Annotated in this window: 16 protein-coding genes and 1 tRNA gene; 7 read left to right on the top strand and 10 right to left on the bottom strand. The window is 70.3% G+C overall.

Annotation, left to right across the window (positions count from 1 at the left end; genetic code table 11):
• Window positions 1–21: 21 nt before the first annotated feature.
• From FB470_RS09840 to FB470_RS09850, 3 genes are read left to right on the top strand one after another with little or no spacing between them, the layout of a single operon-like run.
• Window positions 22–783 (top strand): hypothetical protein, encoded by a 762-nt coding sequence (locus FB470_RS09840; RefSeq protein WP_306990580.1) that lies wholly within the window; start codon window positions 22–24, stop codon window positions 781–783.
• Window positions 783–3,305, top strand: coding sequence for a hypothetical protein (locus FB470_RS09845; RefSeq protein WP_306990581.1), 2,523 nt, complete (start codon window positions 783–785; stop codon window positions 3,303–3,305). Before FB470_RS09840 ends, FB470_RS09845 begins: the two co-directional genes overlap by 1 nt.
• Entirely contained in the window at window positions 3,293–3,883 is a 591-nt protein-coding gene (locus FB470_RS09850; protein WP_306990582.1) for a hypothetical protein, read from the top strand. The genes FB470_RS09845 and FB470_RS09850 overlap by 13 nt, the downstream gene beginning before the upstream one ends.
• On the opposite strand, the gene FB470_RS09855 is transcribed toward FB470_RS09850, so the two are convergent.
• The 3 genes from FB470_RS09855 to FB470_RS09865 are packed head-to-tail and all read right to left on the bottom strand — an operon-like array spanning window position 3,880 to window position 5,437.
• Window positions 3,880–4,716, bottom strand: coding sequence for a helix-turn-helix domain-containing protein (locus tag FB470_RS09855; RefSeq protein ID WP_306990583.1), 837 nt, complete (start codon window positions 4,714–4,716; stop codon window positions 3,880–3,882). The genes FB470_RS09850 and FB470_RS09855 overlap by 4 nt on opposite strands.
• Complete coding sequence (locus FB470_RS09860; RefSeq protein WP_306990584.1) at window positions 4,713–5,228, bottom strand: DUF6879 family protein; 516 nt, start codon at window positions 5,226–5,228, stop codon at window positions 4,713–4,715. Before FB470_RS09860 ends, FB470_RS09855 begins: the two co-directional genes overlap by 4 nt.
• The gene (locus FB470_RS09865; protein WP_306990585.1) at window positions 5,225–5,437 is read right to left on the bottom strand and encodes a hypothetical protein; all 213 of its coding nucleotides are present in this window, start codon (window positions 5,435–5,437) and stop codon (window positions 5,225–5,227) included. The genes FB470_RS09860 and FB470_RS09865 overlap by 4 nt, the downstream gene beginning before the upstream one ends.
• Window positions 5,438–6,246: 809 nt before the next feature.
• Here FB470_RS09865 and FB470_RS35735 point away from each other — a divergent pair.
• The gene (locus FB470_RS35735; RefSeq protein WP_370876458.1) at window positions 6,247–6,429 is read left to right on the top strand and encodes a zinc finger domain-containing protein; all 183 of its coding nucleotides are present in this window, start codon (window positions 6,247–6,249) and stop codon (window positions 6,427–6,429) included.
• Here the strand turns inward: FB470_RS35735 and FB470_RS09870 are convergent.
• From FB470_RS09870 to FB470_RS09885, 4 genes are all read right to left on the bottom strand, one after another.
• Window positions 6,426–6,680 (bottom strand): hypothetical protein, encoded by a 255-nt coding sequence (locus tag FB470_RS09870; protein ID WP_306990586.1) that lies wholly within the window; start codon window positions 6,678–6,680, stop codon window positions 6,426–6,428. The two genes, FB470_RS35735 and FB470_RS09870, sit on opposite strands and share 4 nt — an antisense overlap.
• 30 nt (window positions 6,681–6,710) lie before the next feature.
• Window positions 6,711–7,631 carry a tyrosine-type recombinase/integrase gene (locus FB470_RS09875; RefSeq protein ID WP_306990587.1) on the bottom strand — a complete coding sequence of 307 codons (921 nt, stop codon included), beginning with the start codon at window positions 7,629–7,631 and terminating at the stop codon, window positions 6,711–6,713.
• A gap of 119 nt (window positions 7,632–7,750) precedes the next feature.
• Window positions 7,751–7,835 (bottom strand) — tRNA-Ser (locus FB470_RS09880).
• 20 nt (window positions 7,836–7,855) lie between these two features.
• Complete coding sequence (locus tag FB470_RS09885) at window positions 7,856–8,320, bottom strand: MarR family winged helix-turn-helix transcriptional regulator (RefSeq protein WP_306990588.1); 465 nt, start codon at window positions 8,318–8,320, stop codon at window positions 7,856–7,858.
• Between the two features lie 475 nt (window positions 8,321–8,795).
• Here FB470_RS09885 and ypfJ point away from each other — a divergent pair, with 475 nt between their 5' ends.
• Window positions 8,796–9,707, top strand: a complete 912-nt coding sequence (gene ypfJ, locus FB470_RS09890) for a KPN_02809 family neutral zinc metallopeptidase (RefSeq protein WP_306990589.1) — start codon at window positions 8,796–8,798, stop codon at window positions 9,705–9,707.
• A gap of 1,263 nt (window positions 9,708–10,970) precedes the next feature.
• On the opposite strand, the gene FB470_RS09895 is transcribed toward ypfJ, so the two are convergent.
• A complete protein-coding gene (locus tag FB470_RS09895; RefSeq protein WP_306990590.1) occupies window positions 10,971–12,455 on the bottom strand; it encodes a M28 family metallopeptidase in 1,485 nt (494 codons plus the stop codon).
• Window positions 12,456–12,529: 74 nt separating this feature from the next.
• Here FB470_RS09895 and FB470_RS09900 point away from each other — a divergent pair, with 74 nt between their 5' ends.
• Window positions 12,530–13,507 carry an NAD(P)H-quinone oxidoreductase gene (locus tag FB470_RS09900; protein ID WP_306990591.1) on the top strand — a complete coding sequence of 326 codons (978 nt, stop codon included), beginning with the start codon at window positions 12,530–12,532 and terminating at the stop codon, window positions 13,505–13,507.
• On the opposite strand, the gene FB470_RS09905 is transcribed toward FB470_RS09900, so the two are convergent.
• A complete protein-coding gene (locus tag FB470_RS09905) occupies window positions 13,504–14,703 on the bottom strand; it encodes a cysteine desulfurase-like protein (protein WP_306990592.1) in 1,200 nt (399 codons plus the stop codon). The genes FB470_RS09900 and FB470_RS09905 overlap by 4 nt on opposite strands.
• 122 nt (window positions 14,704–14,825) lie before the next feature.
• On the opposite strand from FB470_RS09905, the gene FB470_RS09910 reads away from it, so the two are divergent.
• Window positions 14,826–15,383, top strand: a complete 558-nt coding sequence (locus FB470_RS09910; RefSeq protein WP_306990593.1) for a bacterial proteasome activator family protein — start codon at window positions 14,826–14,828, stop codon at window positions 15,381–15,383.
• Between the two features lie 22 nt (window positions 15,384–15,405).
• Here FB470_RS09910 and FB470_RS09915 read toward each other — a convergent pair whose 3' ends face one another.
• Window positions 15,406–17,037 (bottom strand): hypothetical protein, encoded by a 1,632-nt coding sequence (locus FB470_RS09915; protein WP_306990594.1) that lies wholly within the window; start codon window positions 17,035–17,037, stop codon window positions 15,406–15,408.
• Window positions 17,038–17,201 lie beyond the last annotated feature (164 nt).

Below are 17,201 nucleotides of genomic sequence, written 5' to 3' on the forward strand. Positions count from 1 at the left end.
CGGACGGCGACGATCACGGGCGTGTGGATCGGCTACCCGTGGGACCTCCGGCGCATCCGGAACCCGAAACGCGGGCTCACCAAGCAGTGGCTCATGCCGCAGGTCGAGCACGCCGCGCTGTCCGGGGCGATCCGCACCACGTCGCGCCGCAACACGCCGCGCCGCTGGTCGCTGGAGCTGCCCTGGATTCCCGCCGCTGACGCCGACTGGCTCGGCGTGCTCGCTCGGAAGCTCTACGGGCCCGGTCCGTTCTTCGTGGTCGAGCCGTCCACCAGGAACTACCTGGCACCGCACCAATCGATCGGCCGCGGCCCGACCCGCCAGTGGGACGCCACCTCGGGCACCCTCGCTGCGCAGCCGGACCTGTCGGTCCTGTGGTCGGGCGGCGCGGCCGGGGCCGAACTCCGCTGGGTCCACCCCGTCTGGAGCCGCTGGCCAGTCGCGCCCGGCATGACCGTCGCGTTCCGCCACGCCGCCACCGGCCACACCGCCGGCATCACCTTCCACACGCGGGCGGGGGCCGTGATCAGCTCGATCACCGATGGGTCGGGCTCCGTTGCCGGGGTCGCACCCACAGGCGCCGTGTGGGCCGCCCCGAAACTCGTCAAGGCCGGCACCGGCACGCTGACCGTGCCCGCTGCGTGTTTCGCCTACGAACAGTCGATCGGCGCGGACTGGCCGGCGGGTGAGCACTGCGGCGCGTTCTCGATCAGCAGCCCGGAGACCGTCATCGAGAAGCTGCCGGAGGCCTCGGTGACGCTGGATCTGCTGGAGCAGTTCTGATGCAGCTCGCGACGAACACCGACCTGGCCGCCGCGGTCGCGGCGCCGGACGTTCTGGTCGAGGATCTGCTCGAGTTCGACTGGAACCGCGACGGCGCCTACAGCCACGCCTGGTCCGACCTGTCGTTCCTCGCCACGAGCATCACGGACACCGCGGCGACGATCGTGTCGGATCTGCCGGAGCAGGTGAACACGCTGACGGGGGCGTCGTCTGCCGAGCTGCAGGTGACGTTGGGTGGCGCGAAGTTCGGCGACCCGGACGTCGACGCGGCGTGGAACGCGTACCTGGCTGAGCAGGGGATCGCCGCGCACCAGCTGTTCTCGCCGTGGTGGACGGCGTCACCGCTGTTCGAGGTCGAGATCACCGGCGTCCCGATGCGCTACTCGCGCACCATCGCCACGGCGGCCGGGGACATCACCGTGCGCCAGTTCACCGGATGGTTGCGGGACTTCACGATCGACCGCACAAACATGCAGGTCAAGATCAACGCCTCCGACATCGTGGACCTCCAGGGCCGGTCGATCACCCTGCCGCTGTGGGCGCTGTCGCAGGACATCTACAACGCGCAGGTCGCAGTCGAACCCACGGCGCGCCCGATCTCCGCGACGTGGGTGGTCGAGGAGGCGCTGCGGCAGGCCGGCCGCCCCTCGGGGCCGGCGACGGCGCCGAACGCGATCGCATACGTGTCCTGCAACGGGGCGATCCTGCCAAGCTTCGGCTACGGCTCCTGTGCGGACAGTGGCGAGTACGCGAACGACTACGAGCAGGCCCTCTCCACGCTCGTGCCGAGTCTGTGGGAGGACGGGAAGTACGGGCTCGCCACCGTCTACAACCCGGTGCCGGCGACGGGGGCCGGGTTGTCCCGCATCCGGTTCCGCGCCAACGCAGTGGCGCTCGTGCCGACCGCCACCACCAGCCAAGGCCCGGCCACTATCACAGTCGGCGTGTGGGTCGAGTCCAACGGCGAGGCCGTCATCACCGCGACGCCCGAGACTTACTCCACCGGCTGGGACTACCTGGTCGCTGCGCTGCAGCTCGACGACGACTACGACACCGCCGGAAACCACATCGTCGCCGGCGGGGTGTCGTTCCACGTCTTCCGCAACGGTCAGTTCTACGTGCGGGTCAAGGAGTCCACCAACCTCAGCGGCACCCGGTCGTGGATGTGGGACTACCGGACCCCGCTCCCGGCGGGCTGGCACTACATCCACACCACCGTCCGGTTCACCAACTCCTCGATCACCGCGCAGTCCCGAGTGGATGGCGCGGTGGTCGCGACGACGTCCTCCACCGTGCCGGCCGCGGGCTTCCGCTACGCCGCGAGCGTGGGCATCAACGCGGTGTCCAACGTGGTCTTGTTCTACCCGAACATCCCGACGCAGCACTTCCAGATCTGCCACGCCCAGGGGACCGCGCTCGACTACGTGCCCGGCCAGGAACACCCGCCCACTCGGGACGGGCGACCGCTGTCGGTGGTGACGCCGACGCTGTCCGAGCTGTCCTGGATCCCGGACCGCTACGACAAGCCGGCGTGGGACGTGCTCAAGGAGGTCGCGGCGTCGGAGTTCGGCGCGCTCTACACCGACGAGTACGGCACCGTGCACTACTCGCCGCACTACGAGCTGCGCAACACCGTCCCCGCGGACGTCGCGAACGCCCGCGTCATCGACGACGACGACCTGCTCGATTTCGTGGTCATGCCGTCGGTGGACCAGTACCGCAACGCGTTGTCGCTGTCCGGCACGATGCGGCACCAGGTCGTGGACATCGTGTACCGGCCGCAGGACGCCAAGCAGTTCTACACCCCCAACTACTTCACAGCCGGGAACGAGATCGCCCTGTCCGAAGTGGTCGCGCTCGACACCAAACCGCGGCAGATCGTCGCGGACATCCCGGGCTACACCACCGACCGTCCCCTCCAGACCGAGGCGTCCGCGGTGTACAAGTTCGACCCCAGCATCGACGCATCGGTCAACCCGCACGACGGCTGGTGGTACACGGTGCGGCCCCGCGCCGACCAGCGCTCGTTCGACCTCATCCGCTACGGCGGCACCTTCGAAATCTACTGGGGCGCCTACAAGGGCGCGACCCGCGTGTCCGGGCAGATCGCCGGCCGCCGCTACTCCGAACGCAGCGTCACCCGCGTCGAGCTGCGCAACGAGGCCGAGATCGCCGCCAAGGGGTACCGGGTGCTCACCCTGCCGGACAACGACTGGCGGCAGACCGCGGAGACGATCAGCGCCATCGGGCAGGTGCTGCTGGACGACATCGCCACACCGGCGCCGCTGATCGACGGCATCCGGGTGACCGCGGACCCGCGGTTACAGCTGCGGGACATCCTCAAGCTGACCTCGGACGAGGGCATCACGGGAACGATCTATGGGCAGGTGATCGGCATCAGGCGCGAATCCGGCGCGGGCGGGGCGGTCGACACGCTGACGCTGCGCGTGCTCGGCCAGCCCGGCGCGGCTGTCTGGGACGATCCCGACTCCGGCTGGGACGTGGGAAGGTGGGCGGCCTGATGGCGTTCTCCCCGATCGACCAGTCGGTCATCAACGGGATCTTCATCCCGCGCAGCGGCTTCGGTCAGAAGGTCAAGGACAACTTCGACGACCACGAAGCGCGCCTCCAAACCCTTGAAAGCGGCGGGAGTGAGGACTCGCACACTGCCCGCTACATCCAGAACTCGCCGCAGACGAACCTGGCGGGCGGTTCGACGAACGCGATGGTGTGGGACTTCGCCCAGGAAGAGACCGAAGACCTCGTACTCAACAGCGCCAAGACCGTCTGGACCGTCAAACGCGCTGGCTGGTGGCGCGCCACCGCCAACACGCGCGTGCAGACCGGCACCTTCACCGGTGAGGCCGAAGTCTTCCTCGTCATTGGCGCGGTGGCCGGCTCGAACTCGATCCGCTACGCCGACAACAACGGCCGGACCACCGTCAACGGCGCGGTCGTGAAGGTGAACTGCTCGGTGGAGCGTCGCTTCGACGTCAACGACACCATCGCGATCAACATGACCGGCGGCAACGCGGGCACCCACCAGACGCAGCCGGTCAGCGAAGCGATCTTCGCCTCGTTCAGCTGGCTCAGGGCCTAACCGCGGCGTCGGAACTCGCGCGCCCACTCGCTGAGCAACGCCCGCGCATCGTCGCCCTCGTCCGCCTGCGCCCACAGCGCGTCGAGGTACTTCCGGTAGAGCGCGCCGTCGCCCGGGTCGCTCGTGACGACCTCGGTGTGCACCAACTCGACGGCGACCGTCTCGTCGCGCACGACGAAGCTGTGCGCCACCGCGGCCGGCAGGGGCCGCCCGGCCGGGATGATCCCGAACCTCACGATGCCCTGGAGTGCGAGTAGCCGGTCGATCTGGGCGAGCATCACCGCCGCCGGCGCGACCGGGTACCGGAACGGATGTTCGGTCGTGAGCAGTTCGATCTGCTTGCTCTCGTCGTACAGGATGTGCTGTCGCTCCATCCGGCGACGGACGGCGGCCTCGGTGTCGGGTGGCGAGTCGTGCAGCGCGCTCAGGGACCGGAAGACCCAGCGCGCGTAGTCGGCGGTGTGCGCGAGCCCTGGGACCAGGGTCAGCGCGAAGCTGCTGATGGTGGCCGCCTGTTGCTCGCTGACGGCAACCGCTTCCTGGACGGGGCTGTGCCCGCCGCGCAGCTGCCGGTTCCAGCGGGCCTCGTCCAGCCGGATCGCGCGCAGCTCGGCGCGCAACTCCTCGAGCTTGCCCTCCGGTAGGGCGAGGCCGCGGGCGATCGCGATCAGGTCCCGGTCCGACACGGCCTGCTTCGCGGACCAGATCCGCGACATCTTCGACGGGTGCCAGCCCAGCTTCTCCGCGAGCTGTTTCCCGGACACGTGCGCGCTCTCGCACAGGAGACGCAGCTCGTCTCCCAATGCGAGCCGCCGCTCGTTGATCTCGGTCAAGGGCTCCTCGTGGCGTAGTAGTCGGCGTGCCTGACGGCGGCTGGCCAGACCAGGTCACGGTACCGCCGGTGCTCGTCGACGACCGCGGGGTCGGTGCTGACCTCGAGGTCGGCGAGGAGTTTGTCGGTGCCGAACCTCATGATCGCCACGCGCTCGTCGTCGAACAGGTAGAAGTCGTAGTCCGGCGCCCGCAACTCGTGTGCCTGGCTCTCGGTGATCCACCGGATGTCCTCGCCGGCGTCGATGTTGCTCTGCGTCTGTTCCAGCAGCCAGCGCAGGTACTCCGTGAGCGGTTCCGTCAGCATCCGGACGCGTTCGAACCGCACGCCGCGGCTGGTGATGTCCCGGATGTAGGCGAGCCACGGCGCTTTGCGTGCAGGGTCGTCCGGCTGGCCGTTGCGCCAGCGCCGGAGGGCGGCCTCGTCGACCGCGTAGTCGCCTTGGCACTCCCAGCGCCAGGAGGAGATGCGGAACGAGCGGAACAGGTCGTTGAGCTGGTCGGCCGGGTTCATCGCCGCTCCGGGAAGAACGCGACGAGCTCCTTCGGGATCTCGACGACGGTCTCGTGGTCGGGGATGCCGTTGCCGCGCATGCGCAGCTCGGCGAGTGCTTCCTCGTCGAGGACGCGGGCGCCTTGGACGAGGTAGGTGTCGCGGTCGGTCTCGTAGACGGTGGGGCAGTTGCCGGTGTCGGACGTGGTGCCGAGGAACGTGACCTTCATGTCTTCCTCCCTGGTGGTCAACGCCCTACATCGTCGGCGCAATTCTCGCACAATGCCACCCGCCGATCGTGGCTAGCTCCCGACTAGCCGTTGACTCTGCGTGATCACGCTAGCCCGATCGGACGTTGCTGTGCGCGAATTGCGAGAAGTTGCTTGAATTGTGCGGCGTGGTGCGCCAGGCTTTGCCGCAAGCGACGTCCCGCCCGCTGCCAGTCGAACCCAGGAGGTGCGCCATGAACACCACCCGTAGACACCGGCTCCGTGCAGTGCGACGCTTCCGACTTCGGTTCTGGCGGCACCCTGTGCGCGAGCGCGTGATCATGAACGAGGCCCACGGTTGGCCTCGGGTTCCGGCGGCCCGTCGATGACGGTTCGCCTGGTGATCGCCCGACCTCTGCCCGGCACGGTCGGCGAGACGAAACGCGTCGCGCACCTCTTCCCGATCCCGGACAGCCCAGAGCCTCACGAACTGGTCGCGGCATGTGGCGCCCGCTTCGGACCGGGCGAGCTGGAACAACTCGAACAACCCGCCGGCATGCCGTGTACCGCATGCCTCGCGCGCGTTCCCGTCCCACACGACGTGTCAACGGCAGCGCCCGGGCACGCGCGGTCCGAGCACGACGGCACCGACTGCGAGTCGTGCACGCCCCCTCAACCAGCGCTAATCAGACCCCCGGCCGGTGCGGGTGACTTCCTCCCCGAAGATCCCCGATCCCCGCACCGGCCGGGCCCCATCGAGTAGGCAGCTCGCCGCATCCTCACTCTCGCGGCGGGCTCCGATGTAGCCGACGCCGCGGGAGAATGAACTGATGGCTGACCACCCCGGAAGCAGCCACGACGAGCCCGACCGTCCCACGCCGTGCAGCGAGTGCAGAGGCCAGGGCGAGGTCAGGACCGTCCGCCGAAGCGCCCAGTGGGGCGTTTCGATACGCACCGAGCGGTGCACGCGGTGCAAAGGAACGGGGGTCGAGCCCGACAACGAGGTCAGTTAGCGCTGGCGGCGCGCGGCGGCGGACTTCGCAGCGAGCGCGAGGAAGAACGCCTTTCGCGCGCTCTCGGCAGCATCGGCGCGCTGTCGAGGCGTCATCCTGCCTTCGGGATCGACCTGCTTCTCGAATCGGGCGAGCGCGGCTCGGCGAGCCGGCGCGGTGCGGGCGGCCCGGTCGGTCGTCTTTGCCCAGGATGTGTGGGCTGCGACCTGCGCGCGAAGGGTGCGCTGCGCTGGGGTCAAGCTGCTGGTCATGCCCACTAGCACAGCGCACCCGTGTCACTGTCAGACGCGGTCACCGAGGGCGAGCCGTCGGGCCGAAGCGTGCGCCCGTTCGTCGGCCGCGCTGGCGCCGTACCGGCCCAGCATCTCGCGAGACTTCCAGCCCATGATGCGCATCAGGTCGTTCTCGTTGCCCTCCTCAAGCTGCCAGTAGTGCGCGAAGGCATGGCGGAACATGTGCGGGTGGACGTGTCCGATGCCGGCCTGTTCGGCGCGGCGCGCGACCACGGCGCGGATGCCCTCGTGGGTCATGGCGCCCTGGCCGGTGGAACCGAGCCACAGCGCGGGGAGCGCTGCCTGGGGATGCCGAGCCCGGACCCGGATGTAGCGGCTGAGCGCTTGGGCGGTTTTCCCCCCGATGGGGATGATGCGCTCGCGCCTGCCCTTGCCGAACACCTTGATCTCCTCGGTGTCCAATCGCACGTCGTCGAGGTCGAGGTAGCTCACCTCGGCGCGCCGCCCGGCGGAGGCAGCGAGGACCCTGATGATCGCCGCGTCGCGGCGGGAAACGAAGTCGCGGCCCTCGCAGGTGGCGAGCAGTTTCGCGACGTTGTCCCGGTGAATGATCGGGATCAGGGGCGGCTCGTAGTCGGGCGCGTTGACCTTGAGCATCGGCGAGACGTCGATTTCCTCCTCCTTGACGAGCCATTCGAAGAAGGTGTTGAGGCTGCGGTAGTGGTTGTGCGCGTTCCCGGCGCTGGTCTCCTTCCGCACCTTCGCGAAGTAGTCGCGCAGCTCACTCTTAGTGATCGTCGTCGGATCCTTGGGCTCGGCCAGCTCGGATGCCCAGGTGCCTGCCTGGTAGATCACGCCGAGGTAGATCCGGATGGTGTTCTCGGACTTGTTGTCCGATTCGAGGGCGCGGCGGTACTCCTGTGCGAGGACCCCCCAGAGGCCAGGTGCGTACTTGTACTTGCCCGTCATGTTCTCCACCTTGGTGTCGAAATGTCACCAAGCGAGCGTGTTGGAAGCGCTGTGCTCGCTCAGTGACGTACTCGGGCGAGTACGTCAGACCCGGATTTGCACTGGTCAGGTCCCTATTGCGGAAGCGGAGGGATTTGAACCCCCGGTCGGTTTCCCGACGCTCGCTTTCAAGGCGAGTGCATTCGGCCGCTCTGCCACGCTTCCCTGGTGCTCAGGGTAGCGGCTCAGCCGCCCAGGCCGGCGAGGTGCTCGTCGACCCGGGAGAAGACCCTCGCGAGCACCACCTGCTCCTCGGGGGTCATCAGGTCGATCAGGTGGGCCCGCACGCCGTCCACGTGCGTCGGCGCGGCTTCCTTCAGCAGGGCTTCCCCGCCGGGCGTCAGTTCGGCCACCACGCCGCGCTTGTCGTCGGGGTCGGGGGCGCGCCGGGCCAGCCCCGCGGCCTCCATGCGGGCGATCTGGTGCGACAGCCGGCTCTTCGTCGAACCCATCGTCGTCGCCAGCTCGGACATCCGCATCCGCTTCTCCGGCGCCATCTCGAGGCACACCAGCACCTCGTAATCGGTGAGCGAGATGTCGTGCGCGTCCGCCAGCTCGCGGTGCAGGCGTTGGCGCAGCCGCAGCGTGGCGACGATGTACGCGCGCCACGCCGACATCTCCGGCTCGGTGAGCCAACGGACCTCGCTCATGTACCGAACAGTAGCCCGGAACTCGAATTACCAACCAACGAGGGATAACGGCTCGGTTGAGGAATCGGCCGCACAGGCGCAGACTGGGGACAACGGCGGATCGGTCACCGGTCCCCGGGACGCACTACCCGGGTGCGGCCCACCGAGCCGTCCGCCGGGAGAGGGTCAGGTGGTTCAATGACGAGAAGTTCCTCGCGGTTGACTACCGGATACAGCTGTGGACCCACAGCCGGGATGCGGTGAACCCAGTCCGGCTGTGACTGTGAGCAGCACGGGTTTCCATCTCGATGCGCCTCGACCATCGCTTGCGCACGACGGCGATTTCGAGCCTGCCTCAGTGCGGTCTCCGTGTCCGCACAGCAGTGCGACTCGCCGGCCCGCGAAGTAGTTGGCCGCTGACTACAATGAACAACCTCGGTAACCCTGGGTGCGGACCGCTGTGGTCCGCACCCAGGCTTGTGTGAGGGAGTTCGCGGTGAGGTTTGACGAAGGCGCCGGGCTGGACACGTCCGAGGTCGACGACCTCCGCGGCGGCGGAGGCGGCATCGGGAGCCGCGTCGCGCTCGGCGGTGGCGGGCTCGGCATCGTCGGCGTGATCATCTACTTCGTGCTCTCCCAGGTCGGCGGCGTGAGCCCCAGTGGTGCCGGCACCCTGGGCCAGCTCGGGTCCGGCCAGCAGGTCAGCAACGGCACCCTCGCGCAGGAATGCCGCACCGGCGCGGACGCCAACGCGAACCACGACTGCGCGATCGTCGCCATCGTGAACTCCATTCAGGACTACTGGAGCGACCAGTTCGCCCGCTCCGGCCGCACCTACCGCGCCGCGCAGACGAACTTCTTCAGCGGGGGCGTGCGCACCGGCTGCGGCGGCGCCACCTCCGACGTCGGCCCGTTTTACTGCCCGGCCGACTCCGAGGTCTACATCGACCTGTCCTTCTACGACGAGCTGCGCACCCGGTTCGGCGCCGAGGGCGGCACGTTCGCCGAGGCGTACGTCCTCGCCCACGAGTACGGCCACCACGTGCAGAACCTGCTCGGCACCTCCCGCCGCGTGGGCAACGACACCGGGCCGACGTCGGGTTCGGTGCGGCTCGAACTGCAGGCCGACTGCTACGCCGGCGTGTGGGGCAACCACGCGACCACCACGCCGTCGTCATCCGGGAAGCCGCTCATCACGGAAGTGACGCAGGACGACATCGCCCGCGCCCTCGACACCGCCTCCCGCATCGGCGACGACTACATCCAGTCCAACCTCGGCGGCGGAAGGGTGGACCAGTCGCAGTTCACGCACGGGACGTCGGCGCAGCGGGAGAAGTGGTTCAGCACCGGCTTCCAGACCGGCGACCCGGCGCGGTGCGACACGTTCGGGACCAAGAACCTGGGTTGACGCCCGATCGGGTCGGTCGGTTCGTGGGGGCAGATGGAGCAGTCGTGGGGTGACAACGGGCATCTCGCGCTGTGACGGATGGGCCGCTCGCGCGGCGAGGAACCAGGCGGAACCCAGGCGGGCTGCACACGAGCGGGCATCTCGTGCGGCAGCGAACGGACACCTCGCCCGGCGACCAACACCGCACGCGCACGAACGGGCATCTCGCGCCGCAGCCGATGGACCGCTCGCGCGGCGAGGAACGGCGCGGTGCCCACGCGGGCCGACTCGAGCGGGCATCTCGTACGACACCGAACGGACACCTCGCCCGGCGACCAACACCGCACGCGCACGAACGGGCATCTCGCGCCACAGCCGATGGACCGCCCGCGCGACGAGGAACCGGGCGGAACCCAGGCGGGCCGCCCACGAGCGGGCATCTCGTGCGACAGCGAACGGACACCTCGCCCGGCGACCAACACCGCACGCGCACGAACGGGCATCTCGCGCCACAGCCGATGGACCGCCCGCGCGACGAGGAACCGGGCGGAACCCAGGCGGGCCGCCCACGAGCGGGCATCTCGTGCGACAGCGAACGGACACCTCGCCCGGCACACCATGGAACCTTCCACGCCACAACCGAAGGAACCCACCCGTGCAGTGACGACCGGACAACTCATTCGGCGACCGAAGGACCACTCGCGGGGCGACTAACGGGCATCTCGCGCGGCAACGGATGGACCCCTCGCGCGGCGACGAACTGAGCGGAGCCCACGCGGGCTGCACTCAAGCGGACATCTCGCGCGACAGCGAACGGTCACTTCGCTCCGGCACGCAAGGAACCTTCCACGCCACAACCGAAGGAACCACCCGTGCAGTGACGACCGGACAACTCATTCGGCGACCGACGGGCCACTCGCGGGGCGACGACCGGACAACTGAGTCGGCGACCGGCGGACACCTCAGGCGGCGAACGATGGACCAGTCGCACGAGGACTAACGGGCATCTCGGGCGGCAACCGAAGGATCACTCACGCGGGCGCAATCGGCCGCTCGCAGCCACCACGTGGACCACGTGGTGGGGCGCCACCCGCTGCCAGGGCGGCACCCCACCACGAAAATGATCACGCCACGCCAGCCCCTACCCACGTAGGGAACACGCCGCGAAACCGATGCCGCCGCGACAAAACTCCACCACGAGAGAGCCCCGCCGCGGCAAAGCCTCGCCACGAGAGCCACAGCACGAGAGAGCCACACCGCGAGACGGCCACACCGTGAAAGGGATCACGCCGCGGACAGCTCCGCCGCCTTCGCTGCCACGGCTTGGCGGTGCGGTTTTGCGGCTGCCTCGCCGGGCGAGACGCCGTTCACGGACTCCGTGCTCAGCGCGAACGTGCCCACGGTCCAGGCGATCGCGTCGGCGTTGCGGTCCAGTGCCACCCGATCGACGTTCCCGAGGTTGTCGCACCCCTGGTGGTAACACGGGTCGTACGCGACGCCCGCCTGCCCGCCCCACTTGGCGGCCTGCTCGGGTGTCTTCGTGTCCTCCGCGCCGGTGAACAGGCCTCCTGACGGGATCCCGACAGCGATGAACTCACCGTAGTCCGAACGCCCGTCGAAGTCGGTGCCCTCCGTCGGGACACCGCGACCGTTCAAGTAGCCCGTCAAGGCCTGCTCGATCTGCGCCGAACCGTACGGACCCGGCCCGGACCCGACCCCATCGGAATCGTCGCCGTCGTAGGCGAAATACCCCGCGTTCGGCGAGCCGATCATGTCGAAGTTCATGTACAGCGCGATGTCCAGCTGCTGCTCGGCACTCAACGAGTCCACGTAGTGCGTCGACCCGACGAGACCGAACTCCTCCGCGCTCCAGAACCCGAACCGGACCGCGTTCTCCACCTTCGGCTTCCCGCCGAGCTGCAACGCGATCTCCAGCAACGCCGCCGAACCGGTGCCGTTGTCGTTGATGCCCGGCCCCTCCGGAACGCTGTCCAGGTGCGCGCCGGCCATCACGACGTTGTCCTTGCGACCGGTCTTCGTCTCCGCGATCACGTTGTACGACGTGCGCTGCTCCTGGAACTCGCGCAGGTCCAGCGTCACCGTCGCGCCGTTCTGCCCGGCCAGCGCCTGCCCGTCGGCCTGGGAGATGCCGCCCGTCGGGATGCGCGCGGACGCCGGATCGCCGAGCGTGCCGTTCAGCGGGCCCGCCTCGTTGTTGTAGATCACCGCGCCGACCGCGCCCGCGTCCGCCGCGGCCGCCTGCTTCTGCGCGAACGGGCACGAACCACGCGACACCAGCACGATCTTGCCCGCCACACCGGCGTAGTCCGACACCTCGCACCCCGGGCTGGCGTCCACCGGCACCACGGCCAGCGGCGCCGTGATCCCACCCGCCGGGGTCGACGGCGAGTAGGTCATCACGATGATCGGCACCTCCGCACCGCCCACCGCCAGCTTCTGCGCGACCGTCTCGGTGTAGGTGAACGGGAACTCCTGCCGCGTCACCGCGTACCCGGCGGCCTCCAGCTTGCCGGCGATGTACTCGGCCGAGGCGGCGTGCCCCTCGGTGCTCGCGGCGCGGTTGCCGCCGTGGCTGTCGGCGATGCGCTGCAACGCGATCAGGTGCCGGTTGATCGCACCGGCATCGGTCTTCTTGACGAGCTGGTCGGGTAGCCGGGACGGGGCTGCGGTGGCGACCGGGGTGGCGGCCGTCGCGAACGCGGCGGTCAGCACCAGGGTGGCCAAGGGTCTCTTGGACCGAAGCGACATGGGCAGTCACTTTTGTCCCGATCGCCCGGAAGGTCAATCGTGCATTCGGTCTACCCCGGCAATAGGGTCGGGCCATGCATGCGATCAAGCTCCGTGAACCCGGCGGCCCGGACAACCTGGAGTGGGTGAAGGTCCCCGACCCGCGACCGGGCCCCGGTGAGGTACTCGTCGACGTCGCCGCGAGCGCGGTCAACCGGGCGGATCTGCTGCAGCGCCAGGGCAACTACCCGCCGCCGCCCGGCGCGAGCGACATCCTCGGCCTCGAATGCTCGGGCACGATCGCCGAACTCGGCGAGGGTGTCGAGGGCTGGCAGACCGGTGACGAGGTGTGCGCGCTGCTCGCCGGCGGCGGCTACGCCGAACGGGTCGTGGTGCCCGCCGGGCAGCTGCTCCCCGTGCCCGGCGAGGTCGACCTGATCACCGCGGCCGGCCTGCCGGAGGTCGCCTGCACGGTGTGGTCCAACGTCGTGATGCACGCGAACCTCGGCGAGGGCGAGGTGTTGCTCGTCCACGGCGGTGCCGGCGGCATCGGCACCCACGCCATCCAGGTCGGCAAGGCCCTCGGCGCGACGGTCGCGGTGACCGCGGGCTCGCCCGAGCGGCTGGACCGCTGCCGCCAGCTGGGCGCCGACATCGCGATCGACTACAAGCAGCAGGACTTCGTCGAGGAGCTCCAGAACGAGACCGGCGGCGCCGACGTCATCCTCGACAACATGGGCGCCAAGTACCTGGACCGCAACATCTCCGCGCTCAGGACCGGCGGCCGCCTCGTCATCATCGGCATGCAGGGCGGCGTCAAGGGCGAGCTGAACATCGGCAAGCTGATGGGCAAACGCGCCAGCGTCGCGGGCACCACCCTGCGCGCTCGGCCGGTCGACGACAAGAGCCGCATCGTCGCCGACGTGCGGGAACGGCTGTGGCCGCTGGTCGCGCAGGGCACCGTCCGGCCGATCGTCGGCCAGGTCGTGCCGATGTCGGACGCGGCGAAGGCGCACCGGGCCCTCGAAGAGGGCGGCGTGTTCGGCAAGGTGCTGCTGTCCGTGCGCGGTTAGCGCAGCTCGTCCAGCACCCGCACCAGCTGGTTCACCTCGAAGACGTTGGAGTAGTGGGCGAGCGCGATCCGCACCGCGCCGCCCACCTCCCCGACGCCCAGCGCGGCGAACACACCGGACGTGCCGACGTCGGCGAACGCGCACAGGCCCTGCGAGGCCAGGTACTCGGCGACCTCGTGCGCCTTCTTGCCCATGACGGTGAACGCGAGCGCCGGCACGCGCCGCATCGCGTCGCCGATGACCATGACGTGCCGCAGCGCCCGCAGCTCCGTGCTGAGCTGCGCCAGCAGGCCGGCGTGGTAGGACTTCGCCGACCCCAGCGAGGTGACCAGCCGCTCCCGGCGCGAGCCGGTGGCGGCGTCGTCCAGGCCGGCGAGGTAGTCGATCGACGCGATCAGCCCGGCGAGCAGCGGGTACGCGTGCGGCCCCAGCTCCAGCCGGGCCGGGCCGCGCGCGTCCGGGTCGAGCGAGGTCGAGGGCAGCCGTTCGAGCAGGTCGGGGTCGCGGAACACCAGCGCGCCGACCGCCGGACCGCCCCAGGCCTGCGCGGACACCACGAGCACGTCGGCGCCCAGCGCGTTCAGGTCCAGCGGCAGGAACGGGGCCGCCGCGGTCGCGTCGACCACCACGAGCGCGCCGACCCGCTTGGCGAACTCGGCGATGGTCGGCACGTCCGGCCGGGTGCCGACCGACCCGGAGGCGGCGGTGACGGCGACCGCCTTGGTGCGCGCGTTGACGAGGTTCTCGTACTGCCAGGCCGGCAGCTCGCAGGTCTCGATGTCGATCTCGGCCCAGCGCAGGACCGCCCCGACGCGCTTCGCGGCGTGCTGCCACGGCGCGATGTTGGGCTGCTCGTCCAGGCGCGAGACCACCACCTCGTCGCCCAGCGTCCAGCGCTCCGACAGGGCGTCGACAAGTCGACGCAGCAACACCGCCGCGCTCGATCCGAGCACGACGCCGGCCGGATCGGCACCCACGAGGTCGGCCACCGCCCGCCTGGCCGCGGTCACGATGCTCTCCGCGCGCTGGGACGCCGGGAACGCGCCACCCGGACCGGAGACCGGGGCGCGCATCGCCGTCGACACGGCCGAGGCCACCTGTTCGGGTACCAGCATTCCGGCAGGGCCGTCGAAGTGGATCCAGCCGTCACCCAGCGCGGGGAACAACCCACGAATTCGAGCGACGTCGAACGCCATGGACAACACCGTACGGACGAGTAGTTTCGCGGTGCGTCCGGGGTTGGGCTGTTGCCCGCCGCGGATGCGCGAGACCGCTAGGCTCGAACCCAGCGCGTTGCCGAAGCAGCCAGGATGGAGCAATGACGGAGCCGAAGTTTTCCGAGTCGCCCTCGCCCGACGAGCAGCCCCACCGCGTGGTCGTGGTGGGTCCGGACGGTTCCCCGGTCGGCACCGCCCGGATCCCGACGGAGGGGGAGGACGAGCGCCAGGAGTCGGTCGGTGACCTCGTCGAGGAGCCCGCGAAGGTCATGCGGATCGGCACCATGATCAAGCAGCTGCTGGAGGAGGTGCGGGCCGCTCCGCTGGACGACGCCAGCCGCGACCGCGTCCGCGAGATCCACCAGACCTCGATCAAGGAGCTCGAGCAGGCGCTCGCGCCGGAGCTGCAGGACGAGCTCGAGCGACTGGTCCGGCCGTTCACCGACGGCAGCACCCCGTCCGACGCCGAGCTGCGGATCGCGCAGGCCCAGCTGGTCGGCTGGCTGGAGGGCCTGTTCCACGGCATCCAGACGGCGCTGTTCGCCCAGCAGATGGCCGCGCGGGTGCAGCTGGAGCAGATGCGCCGTGGCCTGCCCGCCGGGCGCGGCGGCGCGGAGGGTCAGCCGCCGGGGATCAGCGGGACCGGCCAGTACCTGTAGCTCACCGCTGCCCGCGCGACGGTCACCGGCCGGCGCGCGGGCAGACCGCGACGTCGTCGTCGACGAGCGCACGGGTGCAGTCGAACCGCTCCAGCACGGCTGCCGTCATCTCGGGCGGCAACTCGCTCGAGTCGATCCACAACGGCTGCAGCACCACGTAGCGGACGGACTCGTCGGACAGGCACGCCACGTTCTCCGCGTAGCTCGCCGTGCCCCGCAGCGACTGCTGGTAGGTGCCGCTGCGCAGGTGGGCCGGGGACGGGTACGCGCACGGCGTCGGGTTGCCGAGGAAGTAGGCGATGTCGCCGAAGGCCAGGTAGACGACCGGCGTGTCCGCGCCGATCCGGTCGCGCACCGCCAGCAGCTCCTCGGTGAACTTGTGCTCGATGTCGACCCGGCCGGCGTTGGTGTAGTCGGCGTGCACGCCGTCGAACGAGTACGGCGTGGTCGGCAGGACCGGCACGGTCAGGGCGAGGAGCCCGACCAGCACCGGCACCGACAGCAGCTGCCGCCCGTGGCGCCCCGGCTCGACCGCGCAGGCCAGCGCGGACAGCACCACCAGGCCGCCCAGCAGCCCGAACGCGACCAGGCCGTGCCCGGACCGCCAGGCGAACGAGGCGCCGAGGAACACCCGCGCGGCGAACAGGACCACGACCGTCGCCCCGACCAGCGTCCACGGCGGCCGCCCGTGCACCAGCGTCCACCGCGCGATCGCCAGCGCCCACAACGCCGCCGCGAACGGGACCAGCGCGGCCAGGTGGTACTGGGCCCACTGCCCCTGGACCACCGCGGCGCCCAGCACCGCGGCCACGGCGAGCACGGTCAGCACCAGCCATGTCCACCGCCGCCGCGACACCCGCAGCAGCACCACGAGGCTCGCCGGCAGCAGCGCCACCATCGGCACCAGCACGGCTTCGTTGGCGGCGAGCCGGACGACCGCCCCGGCGCTCCGGGACGCGGCCTCGTCGAACAGCCACGCCTCGCGCAGCCACCGCCATTCGCGCGGCGCGAGCAGGCTCAGCCCGAACAGGGCGGCCCCGGACACCACCGCCGTCGCACCGGCGACCAGCGCGCGCCGCCGGTCGAGCACCGCGACCACGCCGAGGGCGATCAGCGCGGTCGGCAGCGTCGTGTACTTGACCAGCACGGCCAGCGCCAGCAGGAGCCCGGCGAGCACCGCGGTCGACGGCGTCAGCGCGGCCCCGACGGCGGCCACCGCGAACACGGCCGCGACCCACTCCGGTTGCAGGAAGTCCCAGTTCGGCGCCAGCGCCAGGGCCAGCCCGACGGCCGCGGCGACGGCCGAGGCCTCCCCCGGCCGCACCCACCGCGTCAGCCCGGCCCGCAGCCACCACGCGGCACCGGCGACGAAGGCCAGCGCGACCAGCCGGACCAGGCCCTCGCCGGTACCGACCGAGCCCACGTCGACGGCGCCGAGGCCGTCCATGAGCCAGCGGTAGGCCAGCGGCCGGTCCACCCACACGTCGGTCGAGCCGCCGGTGACCCGCAGGCCGCCGAGCACGTACCGGACGTCGAAACCGAGACCGATCCACGCGACGGTCAGGGCGACCGGCAGCGCCGCGACGCCGGCCCAGACCCAGCCGCGGACGGGCGTGCGACGCGCCTGGTCGGGGACGGTTTCGGCGAGGTCCACCACGATCACCCTTCGTCGTCGAGGCGACGACTGTAACCAGGTTCGGCGCCCGCGGCGACGGCGGCCACCCGGGCGCGCGGTGACCCACCGTGCCACACGGTGATTTCACAGTGTCACCAGGGGAATCGGACGTCTCCGCCCTGCCCGGAGTGCGCGTGTCCCGC

The organism is Amycolatopsis thermophila (assembly GCF_030814215.1).
GTDB classification, from domain to species: Bacteria; Actinomycetota; Actinomycetes; order Mycobacteriales; family Pseudonocardiaceae; genus Amycolatopsis_E; species Amycolatopsis_E thermophila.

What these genes read in the sequence shown, in the direction of transcription:
- FB470_RS09845 (WP_306990581.1), top strand. Translation starts at nt 783, where the DNA reads ATGCAGCTCGCGACGAACACCGACCTGGCCGCCGCGGTCGCGGCGCCG.
- FB470_RS09860 (WP_306990584.1), bottom strand. Translation starts at nt 5,228, where the DNA reads ATGAACCCGGCCGACCAGCTCAACGACCTGTTCCGCTCGTTCCGCATC.
- FB470_RS09865 (WP_306990585.1), bottom strand. Translation starts at nt 5,437, where the DNA reads ATGAAGGTCACGTTCCTCGGCACCACGTCCGACACCGGCAACTGCCCC.
- FB470_RS35735 (WP_370876458.1), top strand. Translation starts at nt 6,247, where the DNA reads ATGGCTGACCACCCCGGAAGCAGCCACGACGAGCCCGACCGTCCCACG.
- FB470_RS09870 (WP_306990586.1), bottom strand. Translation starts at nt 6,680, where the DNA reads ATGACCAGCAGCTTGACCCCAGCGCAGCGCACCCTTCGCGCGCAGGTC.
- FB470_RS09875 (WP_306990587.1), bottom strand. Translation starts at nt 7,631, where the DNA reads ATGACGGGCAAGTACAAGTACGCACCTGGCCTCTGGGGGGTCCTCGCA.
- FB470_RS09885 (WP_306990588.1), bottom strand. Translation starts at nt 8,320, where the DNA reads ATGAGCGAGGTCCGTTGGCTCACCGAGCCGGAGATGTCGGCGTGGCGC.
- FB470_RS09895 (WP_306990590.1), bottom strand. Translation starts at nt 12,455, where the DNA reads ATGTCGCTTCGGTCCAAGAGACCCTTGGCCACCCTGGTGCTGACCGCC.
- FB470_RS09900 (WP_306990591.1), top strand. Translation starts at nt 12,530, where the DNA reads ATGCATGCGATCAAGCTCCGTGAACCCGGCGGCCCGGACAACCTGGAG.
- FB470_RS09905 (WP_306990592.1), bottom strand. Translation starts at nt 14,703, where the DNA reads ATGGCGTTCGACGTCGCTCGAATTCGTGGGTTGTTCCCCGCGCTGGGT.
- FB470_RS09910 (WP_306990593.1), top strand. Translation starts at nt 14,826, where the DNA reads ATGACGGAGCCGAAGTTTTCCGAGTCGCCCTCGCCCGACGAGCAGCCC.